Annotated in this window: 18 protein-coding genes; 10 read left to right on the plus strand and 8 right to left on the minus strand. The window is 38.0% G+C overall.

Annotated elements, in window-relative coordinates; translation table 11 throughout:
- Nucleotides 1–217: 217 nt before the first annotated feature.
- Nucleotides 218–628, plus strand: a complete 411-nt coding sequence (locus EZ456_RS02650; protein WP_131527077.1) for a hypothetical protein — start codon at nucleotides 218–220, stop codon at nucleotides 626–628.
- 59 nt (nucleotides 629–687) lie between these two features.
- Here EZ456_RS02650 and EZ456_RS02655 read toward each other — a convergent pair whose 3' ends face one another.
- Both EZ456_RS02655 and EZ456_RS02660 read right to left on the minus strand, forming a co-directional pair.
- The gene (locus EZ456_RS02655) at nucleotides 688–2511 is read right to left on the minus strand and encodes a DNA polymerase III subunit gamma/tau (RefSeq protein WP_131527079.1); all 1824 of its coding nucleotides are present in this window, start codon (nucleotides 2509–2511) and stop codon (nucleotides 688–690) included.
- A 110-nt stretch (nucleotides 2512–2621) separates the two neighbouring features.
- Complete coding sequence (locus EZ456_RS02660) at nucleotides 2622–3389, minus strand: DUF1570 domain-containing protein (RefSeq protein ID WP_131527081.1); 768 nt, start codon at nucleotides 3387–3389, stop codon at nucleotides 2622–2624.
- Between the two features lie 91 nt (nucleotides 3390–3480).
- On the opposite strand from EZ456_RS02660, the gene EZ456_RS02665 reads away from it, so the two are divergent.
- A complete protein-coding gene (locus tag EZ456_RS02665) occupies nucleotides 3481–3930 on the plus strand; it encodes a hypothetical protein (RefSeq protein WP_131527083.1) in 450 nt (149 codons plus the stop codon).
- A 4-nt stretch (nucleotides 3931–3934) separates the two neighbouring features.
- Here EZ456_RS02665 and EZ456_RS02670 read toward each other — a convergent pair whose 3' ends face one another.
- Complete coding sequence (locus tag EZ456_RS02670; protein ID WP_131527085.1) at nucleotides 3935–4798, minus strand: AraC family transcriptional regulator; 864 nt, start codon at nucleotides 4796–4798, stop codon at nucleotides 3935–3937.
- A 182-nt stretch (nucleotides 4799–4980) separates the two neighbouring features.
- On the opposite strand from EZ456_RS02670, the gene EZ456_RS02675 reads away from it, so the two are divergent.
- The 4 genes from EZ456_RS02675 (at nucleotide 4981) to rplI (ending at nucleotide 6949) form a co-directional block, all read left to right on the plus strand.
- Nucleotides 4981–5574, plus strand: coding sequence for a hypothetical protein (locus tag EZ456_RS02675; RefSeq protein WP_131527087.1), 594 nt, complete (start codon nucleotides 4981–4983; stop codon nucleotides 5572–5574).
- A gap of 299 nt (nucleotides 5575–5873) precedes the next feature.
- Nucleotides 5874–6230 (plus strand): 30S ribosomal protein S6, encoded by a 357-nt coding sequence (gene rpsF, locus EZ456_RS02680; RefSeq protein ID WP_029277408.1) that lies wholly within the window; start codon nucleotides 5874–5876, stop codon nucleotides 6228–6230.
- Nucleotides 6230–6493, plus strand: coding sequence for a 30S ribosomal protein S18 (rpsR, locus tag EZ456_RS02685; protein WP_010599582.1), 264 nt, complete (start codon nucleotides 6230–6232; stop codon nucleotides 6491–6493). The genes rpsF and rpsR overlap by 1 nt, the downstream gene beginning before the upstream one ends.
- Nucleotides 6494–6505: 12 nt before the next feature.
- Nucleotides 6506–6949, plus strand: a complete 444-nt coding sequence (gene rplI, locus EZ456_RS02690) for a 50S ribosomal protein L9 (protein ID WP_029277406.1) — start codon at nucleotides 6506–6508, stop codon at nucleotides 6947–6949.
- A 330-nt stretch (nucleotides 6950–7279) separates the two neighbouring features.
- On the opposite strand, the gene EZ456_RS02695 is transcribed toward rplI, so the two are convergent.
- On the minus strand, nucleotides 7280–7978 hold the full coding sequence (locus tag EZ456_RS02695) for an SDR family oxidoreductase (RefSeq protein WP_131527089.1): 699 nt from the start codon (nucleotides 7976–7978) through the stop codon (nucleotides 7280–7282).
- Between the two features lie 30 nt (nucleotides 7979–8008).
- The gene (locus EZ456_RS02700; protein ID WP_131527091.1) at nucleotides 8009–8818 is read right to left on the minus strand and encodes a 3-keto-disaccharide hydrolase; all 810 of its coding nucleotides are present in this window, start codon (nucleotides 8816–8818) and stop codon (nucleotides 8009–8011) included.
- A gap of 178 nt (nucleotides 8819–8996) precedes the next feature.
- Between EZ456_RS02700 and mtgA the strand changes: the two genes are divergently transcribed.
- The gene (mtgA, locus tag EZ456_RS02705; protein WP_131527093.1) at nucleotides 8997–9725 is read left to right on the plus strand and encodes a monofunctional biosynthetic peptidoglycan transglycosylase; all 729 of its coding nucleotides are present in this window, start codon (nucleotides 8997–8999) and stop codon (nucleotides 9723–9725) included.
- A gap of 78 nt (nucleotides 9726–9803) precedes the next feature.
- On the opposite strand, the gene EZ456_RS02710 is transcribed toward mtgA, so the two are convergent.
- The 3 genes from EZ456_RS02710 to EZ456_RS02720 form a co-directional block, all read right to left on the minus strand.
- Nucleotides 9804–12215 carry an AsmA family protein gene (locus tag EZ456_RS02710; RefSeq protein WP_165501221.1) on the minus strand — a complete coding sequence of 804 codons (2412 nt, stop codon included), beginning with the start codon at nucleotides 12213–12215 and terminating at the stop codon, nucleotides 9804–9806.
- Nucleotides 12216–12311: 96 nt separating this feature from the next.
- Nucleotides 12312–12602 (minus strand): YciI family protein, encoded by a 291-nt coding sequence (locus EZ456_RS02715; RefSeq protein ID WP_131527097.1) that lies wholly within the window; start codon nucleotides 12600–12602, stop codon nucleotides 12312–12314.
- Nucleotides 12603–12607: 5 nt separating this feature from the next.
- Nucleotides 12608–13087 (minus strand): ABC transporter ATPase, encoded by a 480-nt coding sequence (locus EZ456_RS02720; protein WP_131527099.1) that lies wholly within the window; start codon nucleotides 13085–13087, stop codon nucleotides 12608–12610.
- A gap of 50 nt (nucleotides 13088–13137) precedes the next feature.
- Here EZ456_RS02720 and EZ456_RS02725 point away from each other — a divergent pair, with 50 nt between their 5' ends.
- The 3 genes from EZ456_RS02725 to EZ456_RS02735 all read left to right on the plus strand — a co-directional run bounded on the left by EZ456_RS02725 (nucleotide 13138) and on the right by EZ456_RS02735 (nucleotide 17225).
- Nucleotides 13138–13623: a hypothetical protein gene (locus EZ456_RS02725; RefSeq protein WP_131527101.1), complete on the plus strand. Its 486-nt coding sequence runs from the start codon at nucleotides 13138–13140 to the stop codon at nucleotides 13621–13623.
- 618 nt (nucleotides 13624–14241) lie between these two features.
- Nucleotides 14242–15879, plus strand: coding sequence for a TldD/PmbA family protein (locus EZ456_RS02730; protein WP_131527103.1), 1638 nt, complete (start codon nucleotides 14242–14244; stop codon nucleotides 15877–15879).
- Between the two features lie 8 nt (nucleotides 15880–15887).
- Nucleotides 15888–17225 (plus strand): TldD/PmbA family protein, encoded by a 1338-nt coding sequence (locus EZ456_RS02735; protein WP_205945012.1) that lies wholly within the window; start codon nucleotides 15888–15890, stop codon nucleotides 17223–17225.
- The last annotated feature ends 13 nt before the right edge of the window (nucleotides 17226–17238 follow it).

Genomic DNA, 17238 nt, shown 5'->3' on the forward strand with positions numbered 1-17238 from the left:
CTTAAATAGTACTGCTGTTCTAGGTTAAATAAACCCGACCGGCAGCGTTATTCCGATTTTTCATCGGAATTAAGCAGAGGGCGGGGCTGATATAACCGAAGTACCACAGGTATTGCTTTCCCACAAAAACCAGATAATTTTTATGATTGTGCTGCAACGAACAAACCTTATCCATATCATTTTGTTATATTCATATAAATTATAGGAGACCCATATCATGGCAAGTAACGAGAATAAAGGATCGCAGGATAAAATACATAGCACCACAGAAAATAGCGAAATCAATAAAGAGAACCTCTCTTATGATGAAAATAAACAAAGTTATGAGCTTGATGTAAAAGGTAAGGATAAGGATTACGATCATCCGATGGGATACGAAACCGTAGCGGCTGGTGCCAAAGATGATGATTCTACCTACGATGAGGCCAATCCCTACGTAGGTGATGAATATGCACGTAATGAAGAGGTTGCTGAAGATAACCTGGAAGAATTAGGCATGCATGTTGATCATGGTGAAAGCGTTAAACTGAGCCCTGAAGATGAAATTCTTGCCCGTACACCCGAAGATAATCGCGATGATTTAGATGAAGAAGGATACCCGATTAACGATACGCCGAAAACCAGTTAGTAGTTTCCAGGCGGCAGTTTTCAACTACCGAGAACTGAAAGCTGTTAAGCGAAAACTGACTAAGGATTAACATCTAAATTAAATCTCCTGCGCAGTTCGTCGAGTTTTGGATTTTTTGCTACCAGGTAATCATACTTTTCGCGGTTGCCGTAGAGCCTGTTTTCTATCTTGCGCTCCATTAACTTATAGGTAACCTCAACACCAAAGTTTCGGAGCTCGTTCCTTAAGAAATTTAAAAGTTCAACAGATTCTTGTTGTACAAGATGTTCTTGCGTTTTACTCTCTACTGAAATTTCGATCAGTTCAGGATTTAAAAGTGTTGGCGCAAAATTATTTAGGATGGTAAAAAGATTAATCCTATCGGTAGCCTTCATCTTTTGGGTAAAGACATTCCATACTTCCAGTAAACGGTCGTAACTAAATGCTTCACGGGCATCACCGGTCACTTTCTTTGGGCCGTCATCGTCATCTCCCTGGGCTATACGTTCCAGATCATTTAATGAAGGGATAAGGGAACTTACTGCGTTTGTTTTCGGAATATTGATACTGATGGAAGTTGCCGATGGCGGCGGACCAACCCGCAGATTTTCCTTTGGTTTTTCTTCTGTAGGAATATGAGGTAAAACAGCACTTTTAACAACGGGAGCTGCGGCAGGCACCGTAGTTTCGATTTCTGTTTTTGGCGTTGGTGTTTCTGCCTGTCCGGCTACGACATTAGTTTTTTTTTTATCCTGATCTACGTCAGTTGCTGTGTTATTAGGGCTTAAAGGCTGTTGTGCTAAATTGACGACTGACCGGATATGGCACATTTTAATCAGTGCCAGCTCTACCTGTAAACGTTGGTTTTTAGAATTCTTGTAATTTAGATCGCAGGTATTGGCCAGGTTTAATGCCGTTAACAAAAATGATAATTCTGTTTGCCTGCACTGATCAAGATATTTTTGTTTGATGTTTTCGCTAACTTCTAACAGTTTAATGGTCGATGCATCTTTACCCACCAATAAATTACGGAAGTGAGTGGCCAGACCATTAATAAAGTTATTGCCATCGAAACCGTTATTTAAAATTTCGTCGAACAGGAGTAGGGTTTGGCTAACTTCTGCTGCGGTTAAATAAGAGGTGAGCTTGAAAAAATAATCGTAATCTAAAATATTAAGGTTATCGATTACAGCCTTATAAGTAATGTTCTTGTTTGCATAACTGGCAATCTGATCGAACATTGAAAGTGCATCACGCAATCCACCGTCTGCCTTTTGGGCAATAATGTGCAATCCATCACTTTCAAAAGCGATATTTTCGCGTTGGGCAATGGTTGATAAGTGAGTGGCAATATCTTCTACCTGGATCCGGTTAAAATCAAAAATCTGGCAACGCGATAAAATGGTTGGCAGGATTTTATGTTTCTCGGTAGTGGCCAGGATAAAAATAGCATAAGAAGGTGGTTCTTCCAATGTTTTCAAAAAGGCATTAAATGCACTTTGTGATAACATGTGAACCTCATCAATGATATAGATTTTATATTTTCCGGCTTGTGGCGGTATTCTCACCTGCTCAATTAAGCTACGGATATCATCAACAGAATTGTTTGAGGCCGCATCTAATTCGTGAACATTAAAAGAATGCCCGTTCTGGAAAGAAAGGCAATTATCGCATTGGCCACAAGCTTCCATTTCTGCTGTAGGGTTGGTACAGTTAATGGTTTTTGCAAGGATACGTGCGCAGGTTGTTTTACCTACACCCCGAGGTCCGCAAAATAGAAATGCCTGGGCAAGCTGATTGTTTTTAATGGCATTTTTTAACGTACCTGTAATGTGCTGCTGGCCAACAACGGTTTCGAAGGTGGCTGGGCGGTATTTACGGGCAGAAACGATAAAATTTTCCATCGGCACGAAAATAGGAATTTTTTATCAGTTGGAATGTGGTAAGGTTGGAATGTTGAAAAGTTGTAATATGAAAAGACTGGAGGTTTAAGCTTAAGGTTAAAAGAACAAAGTTACTTATGATAGTTGTAAAATAGCTTATATCTTTCTTCAAACGAGTCAAAGCTACCAAAAGTAAGTTCAATCGCTTTATCGGTATCGTAACCCTGAGTATTTAGCTTTATTATTTTTTTAAGCAAGTCTGTTCTTTTAGATTTTATAAAAAAGTAGATCACACTGTATGCTGTGTTGTAATTGTCGTCTACATCATGTCCGTAAAATGAACCGCTGTATATTTTAAAGAAATTTTTTAACCTTTCAGTGTCTTTTGAATTTATTCCCGCTTTTATACTTTTAATTCTACCGCTTTGCGGATAGGAGTATAAATTTCCCTCGCTGTCAAAATCTAGTGTTTCGAAAAATTCTGCAAGCCCTTCATTTAACCATTTGGGCGATTTTTTAAAATTAAACTGAAAAATACTATGGCTTGCCTCATGGAGTGCTACCGAAATGAAATCGCTGCTCTTATATACAAAGGCTTCGTTAATTGCGGCAATGTAAAATCCAGCACTATTTATTGGTGCACTATATGTTTTTTGCGCTAACCGATAATCTTTACTTTTTCCATAGAGGTTTATTTTAACAGGTGCGGTAATGTTCTCTCTGGTTTCGAAAATTTCATTGCAAAACATGCGCTCATATGCAATCAGTTTTTCTATCTTCTTTTGCTCGGTTTCACTTATTTTGCAATTAACCAGATTGATCTCTACATATTGTGCATAAGTGGAGAGGCTGATCAGGTTAGCAAATATTAAAAATATCAATAGGAGAGGCTTGTTCATATCTTAAAAACTGTTCCAATATATTATTTAATCACCGATTTAATCCATCTAAATTCTTGAATTTAAATTTTAAAAATATTTTTATTTATATATGGCTAAAATTTATCTTCGTGAAAATATTTTTATGAAACGCCAAACGCTCATTCACTGCCTTTTATCATGTTTATTACTAATCGTAACCTCTTGTAAAAAAGAGCCAATAGATGATTTCAAAAGCAAAATTATTGGCGACTGGAAATATGTGAAACTGGTTGAAAAGAATTACGATTATACCGGTAAATTGCTAAATGAACAATATATTGCGACAACCAGGGGAGAATATTATCATTTTAAAAAAGACGGAACAGCAATACAGTATTTTGATCAGATTTCTAACAACACCTATAAAGTGATTTCAGATAGTAGGTTTGAAGTAAATACAGGGCTTGTAAATCCGTGCAGATTGGTGAGCATTGATAAAAAATCTTTTGTTTTCATTGTCGAAGGGCCTAGAAGAGAAAAGGCAGACTATACAGAATATACTCATTACTTAAGCAAATAACCTATTATTTTATAATAGACTTTAGCTCATGCCTGTATTCTGAAGCACTTTTGCCGGTAAACTCCTTAAATAATTTATTAAAATGGCTAAAGTTGTTGAAACCGCTTTCGTAAGAAATATTGGCAATGCTGGTTGGTTTTTCGGCCAAAAGTTTTGATGCATGAACTACACGGTATTCGTTTACGAAATGTGTAAATGTTTTCTTGGTGATTTTTTTGAAATACCGGCAAAATGAGGGAACAGTCATACTCGACATTTCTGCAATATACTGTAAGCTGATTTGCTCCTGGAAATGGTCTTTTACATAGTTAAAGATCATATTAATGCGGTCATTATCCTGCACCTGCATTTCCATCGAAAATCCATCGGCATTTAAAATCTTATAATCTTTCGAATGTTCGAGTTCTTTTAACACGCTGAGTAGAGTTAAAAGTCTTTCAAAAGGCGGCTGATCGTCCATCATTTCTATTCTGTCGCCAACTGTTTGCATGGTTTCATGGCCAAAAGCAATTCCGGCCTTCGATTTGTCGAACAATTCTTGTATGCCTCTGATCTCCTGTAGACCTAAAAAAGTGCTGCCCAAAAAATCGGGTTTCATCTGGATGACTGTTTCGTTTTTATTCCCGGTATTGGTATCGGTAAAGCCACAATGGGGGAGATTGCTGCCGATTAAGATTAAATCACCTTCGGTGTAATAGGATACGTGGCTGCCGATCTGCCTTTTCCCGGCTCCGCCATTAACAAACACCATTTCAATTTCAGGGTGATAATGCCAGAGGTGCGCCATATTATTGGCGTTCTCTACATATTTTGAATAATAAAATGAACTTCCGAAAGAAGGCTCAACAACTTCAAAACTGGGCTTCATGATTTACTAAATTATTGCTCCAAAATACATAAAAAATATGCTTTATTATAGGTTTTGTTAAAATAACAGTTAGTTAGGGGTAATATAGCATAGATATTGGAAAATATGCAATCATCTATCCTTCAGATACCTCTGTACCTTAGTGGTGTCATATAATTATTAACTCTTTAAAAATATTGGTTATGAAAAAGTTCTTAAAAATCGGTTTAATAGCAGCGTTATTTTTTACTGCTACGGGTGTTCACGCTAACGATGATAATTTTACGCTAAAAGTAAAAGGCGAAAAAGAAAAGTTTATCCGTTTTTCTGTAGATAAGGCAGAAGACGTTAATCTGTCGCTGATTGGTGCAGATGAGGAAGTTTTGTTTGAAGAAAATATCCATGCTTCAGCTTTCTCAAGTAAGATTTATGATTTAAACGCACTTCCTGATGGAAACTATGTGCTTAAAGTTGAGTCTGAATTAAAACTGGCTAAATATACAGTAACCATCAAAGATGGTGAGGCACTTGTATCAGAGCCAAAAGTATCTAACGTATTTAAACCGGTTTATACCAAAAACGATCAAGTGATTACCCTTAACCTAGAGAACTTGGATAAAAATCCGATCGAAGTTAAAGTATACAACGAATACAATGATGAGGTTTACAAAGAAGAATTTAAAGATAAAGCTCAGTTAACAAAAAAATTCAATATCAGTAAAACAGATTCAAAAGAGTTAACCTTTGTGGTTAAGTTTAAAGATGAAAGTTTTGTTAAAACGATACAAACGTATTAAATATTACAGCTAATTGATAAGGGGAGATTGTCGGATAGATAGTCTCCCTTTTTTTATGTAAGATGGATGAGGCGAAGTCTTGCTACTTTTCCATTCTCCGCAGGTAAATTGGGTTCTTCCATCTTCCCTTTTACATCTTCCGTTTATCTCTTCCATCCTCCATATCCCATTTTACATCTTCCATTCTCCTCTTTTCCTCATAAAATCTAATTAATCATTTGATTTTAAGAAATATATTGTTACTTTTGCATCCCCGTAATATACCTCGGGATTAAAAAATTAAAACATAATTTATAACAATGAATCAGTACGAAACTGTTATCGTTCTAACCCCTTTGTTATCAGAAGAAGTTGCTAAAGAGGCATTAGCCAAATATAAAGCAATCCTTGTTGATAACGGAGCCGAAATTGTCCAAGAGGATAATTGGGGTTTGAGAAAATTAGCGTATCCAATTGAGAAAAAATCAAACGGATTCTTCAACTTAACTGAATATAAATCTTCAGGTGATTTGATCGCAAAATTAGAGCTTGAATTAAAACGCGATGAGCGTGTGTTGCGTTTCTTAACTATCCGTTTAGACAAACATGCTGTTGCTTACAATGAGAAAAAGCGTAGTGGTGCTTTTAACAAAAAAACTAAGGAGGTTGCAGCGTAATGGCAAGAGAACAAATACAATACGTAACTGCCCCTAAAGTAGAGGATAACCGTAAAAAATATTGCCGTTTCAAGAAAAACGGAATTAAATACATCGATTACAAGGATGCAAATTTCTTGTTGAAATTTATTAACGATCAAGGTAAATTATTACCACGCCGTTTAACTGGTACTTCGTTAAAATTCCAACGTAAAGTGGCTCAGGCAGTTAAACGCGCCCGTCACATCGGTTTGTTACCTTTCGTTGCTGATCAATTAAAATAGGAGGCTAGAGATATGGAAATTATTTTAAAACAAGATATTAAAGGCCTTGGTGAGAAAGATGATGTAGTTACAGTAAAGCCAGGTTATGGCCGTAATTATTTAATCCCTCAAGGATTTGGAGCATTGGCTACTTCTTCTGCTAAAAAAGTTTTAGCTGAGAACTTGAAGCAAGCTGCTTTTAAACAAGATAAAATTAAGAAAGATGCTGAAGGTGTTGCTGAGCGTTTAACTGATGTTAAACTTTCAATCGGTGCTAAAGCAGGCGAAAGCGGAAAAATCTTCGGAGCGGTTAATACAATCCAGATTGCTGAAGCATTAAAAGCACAAGGCTTTGATGTAGACCGTCGTCGTATTACTTTCGAAACTGAACCTAAATTTGTTGGCGAATATGTGGCTAACTTAAACTTACACAAAGAAGTTAAAGTTCAGGTTCCTTTTGAAGTAGTAGCTGAATAAGCATTCTTTAAAGAATCATAAAAAAAGGTCTCGATGCAAATCGAGACCTTTTTTTATGGAAAATGGATAAGGTAAGATGGATGATGTTGTCGATTGAGTGAACTATAATAGATGTTATTTGTAACAAAGTAAGGGCATATTTTCTTAAATTTTGTAACAAAGTCAGGGCATTTTAGTGCATCGACAGTGAGGGTATTATGAAAATGTAATGAACTTGCTATGAAAATGTTTGATGGGCGCTGAATCAGCAAATCTGTGGGAAACCTTTATAGATTCCTCACAGACTTAAGTGAACGTAGCTGATGACTATACAATATGATTAATCTTTCATTACCCTTTCGGCGTGGTTGGCCTGATTTCTACCTTACTCGGTAGTGTTCTTGCTGGCATGGCCAATAAATCAACAATCAGTTTACCCATATCTTCTGGCTGGATTTTCCAGGCATCATCTTCAGCATTGGGCTGGTGATCGTTAAAATGACTGGCTACCGAACCGGGCATAATGGTACTCACCTTTACGCCATACTTTCTCAGATCGAGCATAACCGATTGTGTGAAGCCCGTTAAACCAAATTTACTGGCATTGTAAGCAGAACCTCCTGCAAAAAAGTTTGTACCTGCCAAGCTGGATATGGTAAAGATATGCCCTTTCGTTTTTTTGATTTCTTCAACAGAGGCTTTAATGCTGTAAAAAACGCCTGTTAAATTGGTATCGATGGTTTCTTTCCATAAATCGATGTTCAGCTCGTCAATGGGAGCAAAGTGCCCTATACCAGCGTTGGCGATCAGTATATCCAATTGTCCCCATTTTTCGAGTATCAGGTTTACAGCATCTTGCTGAGATTTAAAATCTACAACATCTGCTTCAATGGCCAATACATCACCATGTGCCACCAAATGTGATGCCGCCTGGTTTGCACTGGCAATCGTCCTGCTTGTAATGGCTACTTTATAACCTTCTTTTAAAAGGGCTTCGGCAATGCCGAAACCAATTCCTTTGCTTCCTCCTGTAATTAATACAACTTTCATGTTATTGTAACGTATGATATTGAAAAATGTTTAATTAGATTTTTTCTTGCCATTATTTGGGAGTTCCATAATCTCGATATCCTTAAAATCGACAGGCTGCCCTTCACTCTGTAAAGCAATAAAACCTTGTGTAAGTGCTTTTCCATCAATTTTAATTTTCGGATCGTAACGGTTAGCGACGCCTCCGCCAATTTGTGGCTTGCTGTACTGCAATACAGTATCACCATTAATAATATGTCTTACTATCGAATCGCCCATAACAATAAGTTCTGCAGATACCCACTGGTCGCCATCGTATGTTTTCGATTTAGAATCCAGGCAATGACCTGGAAAAATACTGCCATTGTAAAAAATTTCTGTACCTGGCGAACACATATTTCCGGTAGGACGGGGACGGCCATCGCTCAAGCCACCTAAAAACTGCATTTCGATCGAAATTGGCCAATCCTGTTCTTTAGGCATAGTTTTCGGATCTTGAGAATGGAACATTACCCCACTATTGCGTAAGGTATAACTTGGCGCACCTTTTTGCAGCTCGCCAACAAAACGGTATTTTAGTTTTAGATGATAGTAAGAGAAGGGTGTTTTGTAATAAAGATGACCAAACTGATCATTGAAATCGCCGTATTGATCATATCGAACCTGTATGGTTCCATCTTCAACCCTAAAGGTATTTCCGTAGTTTACATTGTAGTCATGGTGATGAATTTTAACATTCCAGTCTTTAATGTCTTTTCCGTTAAAAAGTGTTATCCATTTTTCAGATCTGTTATTGATGTTTTTGGTTGTACTACAGCTCCATAGTGTAACAGCAAGAAAGAGATAGCCTAGTTTTTTCATTTGGTTAATTTTGTTTTGCACTCTGTTTAAAAATGTGAATCACAAAATACATAAACAAAGTGATTTTAATGTACATTAAGGGTTTACAACGAGAATTTTGCATTTCGGTTTTGTTTTTTTTGCACTATTCCAGTCTCCTGCATTTCCCATCTTCCATCCCTTTAATTACCTTTGCGACATGGCGAAAACGCGGACAACCAGAACTAAAAGCAAAGCAAAACATCCCCTTCTAAAAAAGATTACCAATATTGCTACGAAGGTATTTTTATATTTTCTGCTGGTTTCTGTGTTTTGGGTAATCGCACTGCGTTTTATCAATCCACCTATCACGCTTTTAATGGTACTGCGGAATATTGAGCGTAAAGCTGATGGAAAGTCTTTTAAAACAGAGAAAAAGTGGGTGAAGTTTGACGATATGTCTGATAACATGAAACGGGCTGCAGTATCTGCCGAAGATCAACTCTTTTTAAAACATATCGGTTTCGATATGAAAGCCATTGAAAAAGCTTTTGCCAGTAATGCTAAAGGGAAAAAGGTAAAGGGTGGAAGTACCATTTCGCAACAAACGGCTAAAAACGTTTTCTTGTGGCCTGGCCGATCATGGATAAGAAAAGGTTTTGAAGCTTATTTTACTTTACTGATTGAACTCTTTTGGAGCAAAGAAAGAATATTGGAAGTTTACCTGAACGTAATTGAAATGGGTGACGGGATTTATGGTGCTGAAGCCGCTGCCCAAGCCTATTATGGTAAACCCTGTACCAAGTTAACTAAGAAACAAGCCGCTTTAATTGCTTCGTGTTTTCCAAACCCCAGAAGATGGACGCCCAAAAATGCAACCCCATACATCAGGCACCGCCAATATTTGATTTTAAGAAATATGAATAGGTTGGGACCGTTGGATTTTTAGTCCTTAGTCGTCAGTCCCTAGTCGGTTTTTTAGGTGAACTAGACTCAAGACTAACGACTCCGGACTCATGACTGATGCCTATTCATGATCCTTATTCCACCTGATTTTTATTCCACCTTTTTCATCATCAACAGCTTTTAAGTGCAATACGATGCCACGCATACGGGCTTCTCTTTTTTCTGATCTGGTTAGAATTTCATCTCCCTTCGGATTTCTCAATGGAATGTCCATCTCTACGTTTGTGCCATATCCTAAAGCATAGGTGCCTTTTACGTTAAAGTTTAAAGCGCTAGAGTTTACCTGCATCGGACTAATTTCTACCTTATCACCACGCACGTTAAGTGTTCCATCAAGATTTTTGATTTCTACGTTTGATAAGTTCCTGTTGGCAAAGGCAAACTTTCCTACCTTAACCATTGGATCGAAATTAACCAACGCAGCATTATTTAGATTAAACACCACCTTGCCATTTATCGATCGTGGAAGAATTTTCCCAGTATGCGATATTCTTCCGGAAATGTTAACCAACGATGATAAATAACCTTTTAAATTCTTGTTGGTAATGGTATTCTGTCCGAAGTTATCAAACGAATAAAAGAAATCTTTAACACTCACATGGCTGATTTTTGAATTGATTTTAAAGCTATTTGAGGCGGCTTCCTGCATAATATTTCCATTTAGCGATAGCTGGCCTCCGGCGTGAGCCACACTTATTTTGTTGAAGAATATACCTCCGCTGCGCAAGGAAATATCGGCATCGAGGTTTTTAGCCAAAAAATTATCATAAATGGCTTTACCAACCGTTAAGCGGATATTCATTTGTGAAAGCTCCAATACATTGCTTAGCTCTTTTGAAACTACTTGTTTATTTCCGTTCGATTTTTTCTTTGCTGTTCTTGGCCCTAAGAAAGGTAAAAACTCTTTTAGATAGAGTTGAGGACTCGACATTTTTAAGTTTACCAATATTTTCTCCGGAGCGGTATAATACAGGTTGGCAAAATTGGCGATGTTGCAGCTTACATTAAGCTCGCTTTTGCCCAGCTGAAAATGTCCATTCTGTATCGATAAATCGTTCTGGTTAAAATTGATGTTTAAAGCACTTTTTACCAGATGAAGTTTTCTTGGGATATAAAGGATGTCGGCATCTGCAATCTCTATTTTTCCCGAAACAACAGGTTTGGTAAACCTGAAGTTATCAATATCAGCCTTGCAGTATAACCTTAAGTTGGCTGTTCCGTTTTTAAATTCAAAATCGTTCGTGCCTAATGAATTGTTTAAATTGGATAAGGGGAATTGCGAGGTTACCAGTCCGGTAGCAATTGGGCGCGATAAATTATTTACCGTGAAAGTGTCGATCTTCAGCGGTGCATTAAAATATTTTGCCGTAAGCCTGTGGAATTTGATGGATGAATTTTCATCACCAATAATACCGCCAACGGTATCCCGATTGGTAAAGGAACCATCAAAATTACAGGCCGTTAGTTTCCCCGCTGGAATAGAAACCACATTATCTCGAACGGTTATGCCCACTTTGATCAAGGGATCCCCGTATTTTCCTGATCCGTCATCAACAATATTTCCGCGGATATTGATCGGTTTTTCTATGCCGAACTTTAAGAGTTTGGAGGAGATATTGGGCGATAGGAGTAAAGCAACATCTCTAAATAAAATATCATCAACAGCTATGCTAATGGCAAAAGCAGATTTATCTAAATCTATTTTAGCGCCTATTTTAAAAGGATGGCCACCAATGTTTAATATTTCAGGGCTTAGAATTACCGCATCCATATTGCGGCTGTACCGTGCATTCAATGTTCCATCAAGCGTTTTGTCTTTCAAAAAGCTTCCTTTGCGCGTATTAAAGGCGAAACTATTCACCTTAGTCATCAATTTAATTTTACCTGTCCATCCGCTATCAGGATATTCCATTCTGCCCTGGATCTGATCGATATCGAAATTGAATAATTTGAATCTCTTTTTATTGTCTAATATGAGGCTAACCTTATTAAAATCTATTTTCTTAACTTCTAATGCGGAAGATTTTGCTGACGATTTTTTATCGGTTTTCGGTTTGCTTTTAAAAATACTGGTGTTGCTATAGCCTGTAGAATCGGTGTAGATATAAATAGATGCATTGTTAATGGCAATCTGTTTAATGTTAATGTTGCCCACAATAAGCGAAAGTACGTTTAGCGATACATCTATATCCTGCGCTTTTAAAAGATCGTGTTTATGTTGAGCCCACAGGCTATCTCTCAGTAAAACACCATTTAAGGATACCGAAACCCCGGGAAAACTTTTCAGGAGTGTTGGCTCCATGCTTGTAGCGGTAATTTTTCCGTTTAAATTTTTATTGAGCTGCGACAGGATAGAAGCGAGTACTTCTTTTTTATTTCTACTGATATAAAATGCACCCGCCATCCAGGCTAGGATAATCAGCACAACAATAACCGATACGATTTTTAAATAGATTTTGAGCCAGCGCTTCATAGACATTATTTGATTTAACCAATATAATGTTTTTTGCTAGTTAATTGTTTGACCAGTAGTGAAAATAATGTAGCATATCACTACTGGTTTTAAGAATCATTTTCCTAAAAGTAATTCGAGATCTGGATGATATTGTGAGGTTAAGAACTGGGTAATGGTGAAATCGGCCAATCGATTGATGTAAAACGGATCTTCCATCAGGATTTTTTTTAAAGCCTCTCCATCCTGTGCCAGGGCTAAGATAATTCCACCGGTACGGGGTACTTTTCGGCCAGAAGCTACAAAGATGTTTTTTTTATAGTATTTCTTTAAATATTGAACATGCGCCTTCATATGCTCATCCAACTCGGTTAGTGGAACAATATATTTAAGATCTACAATGAACATGCAGCTTACAATAAATGTGCAAAAACAGTAGAATGCCAACTATTTTGAAAAGGAACTTCCCATTTGCTTTCCAACTCAGCTAGATTTTGTACCATATTGTTAAACACAATCGTTTCTGGTGTTACCTGTTTAATATTGACCAAAGTTTCAAAATCTTCTTTGCTGTTCACTACAACCTCTCCATTTACTTTGTAGGCAATGTTGAAACGGTTAAAAAGATCTACATGGAATTCTTGTTCAATTTCTTTAATTAAGCGCACAGAACTGTCAATAGAGCAACCGGTAACACCCGCCTGACTTTCGTCGACTGTTAGGATAATAAAAAAGCCATAGCGGATTTCTGCTTTTGCAAGCAATTCATTTCCATGTGCTTTCCACTGGTTAGTAAAAGCTGCTAATTTGTTTAAGATCTCACTTTCTTCGGTAGAAGTAAATTTGCGATCGCTTTGGTATATCCAAACTCTTGATTGTGGAGAAAAACTCATATACAAATTTATGATTTTAATTAAATTGGTGTGTTTAAAACGCTAACCTGATGAAAAAGTTTACACTCTGCTTGAAAATATCCCTTCTTTCGGCTTTTTGTGTGTTTTTATGTGCTTTTTCCAACCCCGAAACCATAGCGCAATCAATCAGCTCCCTTCAAAAAACATTTACCGATCATTACGATAACAGCCAGGAAAGTGACGAGGTAAAGCGTTATGAGCTAAATGTTACCAACAATGGCTTTTGTCGTTACAAGCGGTATTTTAATAACGGTAAAACGGAGTATTTCGCATTTAAGCTATCGAAATTTAAGGATATGGACTATTATGGTACAAATACTTCGGGTAAATTATATATCCATACTAAAGGTGATGACGTCATTGTGCAAACCTATAAAGACAGGGGAGGCGACGTAGATTCGATGGCTACACAGCTAGTCATTCCATTAAAAAATATGGAGGCCGAAGATTTAAACCTGATTCGCGATAACTTAAATAAAATAAATGCAGAGGTTTTAATTTCTCAGAAGCCATAACTTGTTCTAATAATGAGCATTTCAAGCTAGTTGATTATCCTTTTCTGATCTTATTAATTCAATTTGTTAACACCATTAGGGTATAAATTAAGATGTTAAGCTTATTGCCTGTTTTGGAGCGCTTGTCGTTCGCTTTTTTTAAGTTAGTCCTGCTCTTCGCTTTATCCCGATGAAATATCGGGGATGCCACTTCGATCAGGGCTATAAACTTGGATCTGTGGCACGGAAAACCGACATAGTAGCAGAAAATGGCTAAACTAAACCTGATCGAACGAATGCCATTTTTCATGGCAGAAGGTAGAGCAGGAAGAAATTGATCTATGGAATACTGCTATTGCTTTCCTGAAAATAAAAAACCATCAAATAATAAAGGTTGAGTTCGTCGGTTATGTTTGGAGCGCTTGTTGTTCGCATTTTTTAAAGTTATTCCTACTCTACGTTTTATCCCAATGAAATATTGGGAATGCCGCTTTGATCAGGAATATAAACTTGGCCCCTGCGGCACGGGAAACCGACATTAGTAACAGAAAAATAAACAACCTAAACAGTACAAGGATCAAGAAATTTTTGAATATAAGTTAAAACACTTATATTCAGTTACATTTAAACCATCTCATCTTGAAACGTAGAAACTTTATTTATTTAACTGGCGTAGGCGCTGCTGCGGCAATGCTGCCTGCTATTCCAGTTTTTGGGAAAGAGATTTCCCCTGAGCAGGCCTTAGAATATATAGACCCGGTAGCTAAAAAAATCATGTCTGATGTTGCCCTTAATGCGGCACGCTCAAAAGGGGCAACTTATACTGATGTGCGTGTAGGCAGGTATCTTAACCAATATGTAGTTACACGAGAGGATAAAGTAGAGAATATTGTAAATACCGAATCTTATGGGATTGGGATCAGGGTAATTTCGAATGGCAGTTGGGGATTTGCGGCAACCGATAAATTGGATAAAGATAGTATTGCCAAAGCGGCCGAACTGGCGGTAACTATTGCCAAAGAAAATGCCCGTTTGTTAAGAGAGCCTGTAAAGCTGGCGCCACAAAAAGGCTATGGTGAGGTAAGCTGGAAAGCTCCGATTGAGAAAAATACTTTTGAGGTACCCGTAAAAGAAAAGGTAGATTTATTGTTGGCGGTAAACGATGCGGCTATTAAGGGCGGTGCAGATTACATCAACTCCATCTTATTTGCGGTAAATGAGCAAAAATATTTCGCTTCAACTGATGGTTCCTACATCGATCAGGATATTCATCGCATCTGGCCTACTTTCTTTATCACTAAAATAGATAAAGTAACCGGTAAGTTCGAAACCAGAAATGCATTAAGTGCGCCTACAGGCAAAGGTTACGAATATTTAAACGCAAGGCCACAGGATAAAATACAAACGGTTTCCGGTACGCTTTATAAAGGCAGGTACGATATGCTTGAAGATGCTACGCAGGCAGCAAAGCAGGTGGGCGAAAAGATGAAGGCAAAATCAGTAGAACCAGGCAAGTATGATCTGGTATTGGATCCTTCACATTTATGGTTAACTATTCACGAATCGTGTGGTCACCCAACCGAGCTAGACCGCGTATTGGGTTACGAGGCCAATTATGCAGGAACCAGTTTTCTAACTTTAGATAAATGGGAATCTAAAAAATTTAGCTATGGTAGCAAGGAAGTGAATATTACTGCCGATAAAACCGAAGTTGGATCGTTAGGGGCCGTTGGTTATGATGATGAAGGTGTAAAATGCGGAAAATGGGATGTGATTAAAGATGGTATACTGGTAAATTACCAGGCCATCAGAGATCAGGCACATATATTAGGATTAAATGCATCACAAGGTTGTTGTTATGCCGATAACTGGAGCAGTGTTCAGTTTCAGCGTATGGCCAACATTTCTTTGCAGCCTGGTAAAGCCAAATTGAGTATAGCCGATCAGATCAAAAACGTAGAAAAAGGCATTTACATTGTAGGCGATGGCTCTTTTTCTATCGATCAGCAGCGTTATAATTTCCAATTCGGCGGTCAGCTTTATTACGAAATTAAAGCAGGGAAAATAGTTGGTATGCTTAAAGATGTAGCTTATCAGGCTAATACTCAAGAATTCTGGAATTCGTGTGTGGCCATTTGTGATCAAAGCGATTACCGTTTAGGAGGCTCGTTTTTTGATGGTAAAGGCCAACCCGGTCAGGTAAGTGCTGTATCTCACGGATCGGCAACCACACGTTTTAATAAAGTTAATGTGATCAACACCGCTAGAAAAATCTGATAGAAATTATGCCAATCTTAACAAAAGCAGAAGCAAAGGCACTTTTAACTAAAGTACTTTCTTACTCTAAAGCAGAACAATGTGAAGTAAATTTAAATTGTTCGGATAGTGGCAACCTCAGGTATGCCAGAAACGCGGTTTCTACCAGTGGTGGAATTAGTTCTAACAGTTTGGTGGTTGGCTCAGCCTTCGGAAAAAAACTCGGTACAGCAACTATAAACGAGTTTGATGATGTTTCATTACAAAAAGTAGTGCGCAGAGCAGAAGAACTTGCGCAGCTTGCACCAGAAAATCCTGAGTTTATGCCTTTTCTTGGTCCTCAGGAATATGGTGCCGATTCACCTACATTTTCTCCAGCTACAGCGGCCGTTACGCCAAAAGACAGGGCCGATGCAGTGCAGGCCAGTTTAAAACAGGCTATGGATAACAAACTCAATGCCGCTGGATTTTTATCAAATAGCGTGGGTTGTTCAGCAATGATGAATAGTAAGGGTTTGTTTGCCTATAATACCTCAACCGATGTCGCTTTTAACATTACGGTAAGAACCGATGATGGTAAAGGCTCAGGTTATGCCACAAGGGGATACAACGATTTTAGCAAACTTAATGCAAAGGCCGATACTGCAATTGCTGCAAAAAAGGCAATGTCGTCGGTAACCGCAAAGGCTATAGAACCAGGTAAATATACCGTTATTTTAGAGCCAACCGCCGTAGCGGTAATGTTGGAGAATTTATTATACTCTTTAGATGCCAGGCAGGCTGATGAGGGGCGAAGCTTTATGAGTAAAACCGGAGGTAAGACAAAATTAGGAGAACAACTGGTAGATGAACGGGTAAATATTTATTCAGATCCCTGGAATCCTGAGCTGCCAACTTCAACATGGTCTGGAGACGGGCGGCCACAGCAGAAAGTAAACTGGATAGAAAAAGGAGTGGTTAAAAATTTATACAGCTCGAGATATTGGGCGCAAAAAACCGGCATTAAGGCGATTCCAACCCCTGGAGGTACCATTATGAAGGGTGGAACCAAAACTTTGGAAGAGTTGATCAAAGGAACAGAAAAAGGCATATTGGTTACGCGTTTATGGTATATCCGTACGGTAGACCCACAAACCTTATTGCTAACCGGGCTGACCAGAGATGGTACTTTTTACATCGAAAATGGCGAGATCAAGTTTCCGGTAAAGAATTTCCGTTTTAATGAAAGTCCGATTATTATGTTGAATAACCTCGATGAAATCGGAATAGCGGAAAGAACAGTGAGTGCCGAATCGGAAGCCAACTATCTCTTGCCACCATTAAGGATCAGGGATTTTACCTTCACCTCCTTATCTGATGCGGTATAACAAATTAGGAATT

This window comes from Pedobacter psychrodurus (assembly GCF_004331735.1).
Taxonomy (GTDB): Bacteria; Bacteroidota; Bacteroidia; order Sphingobacteriales; family Sphingobacteriaceae; genus Pedobacter; species Pedobacter psychrodurus.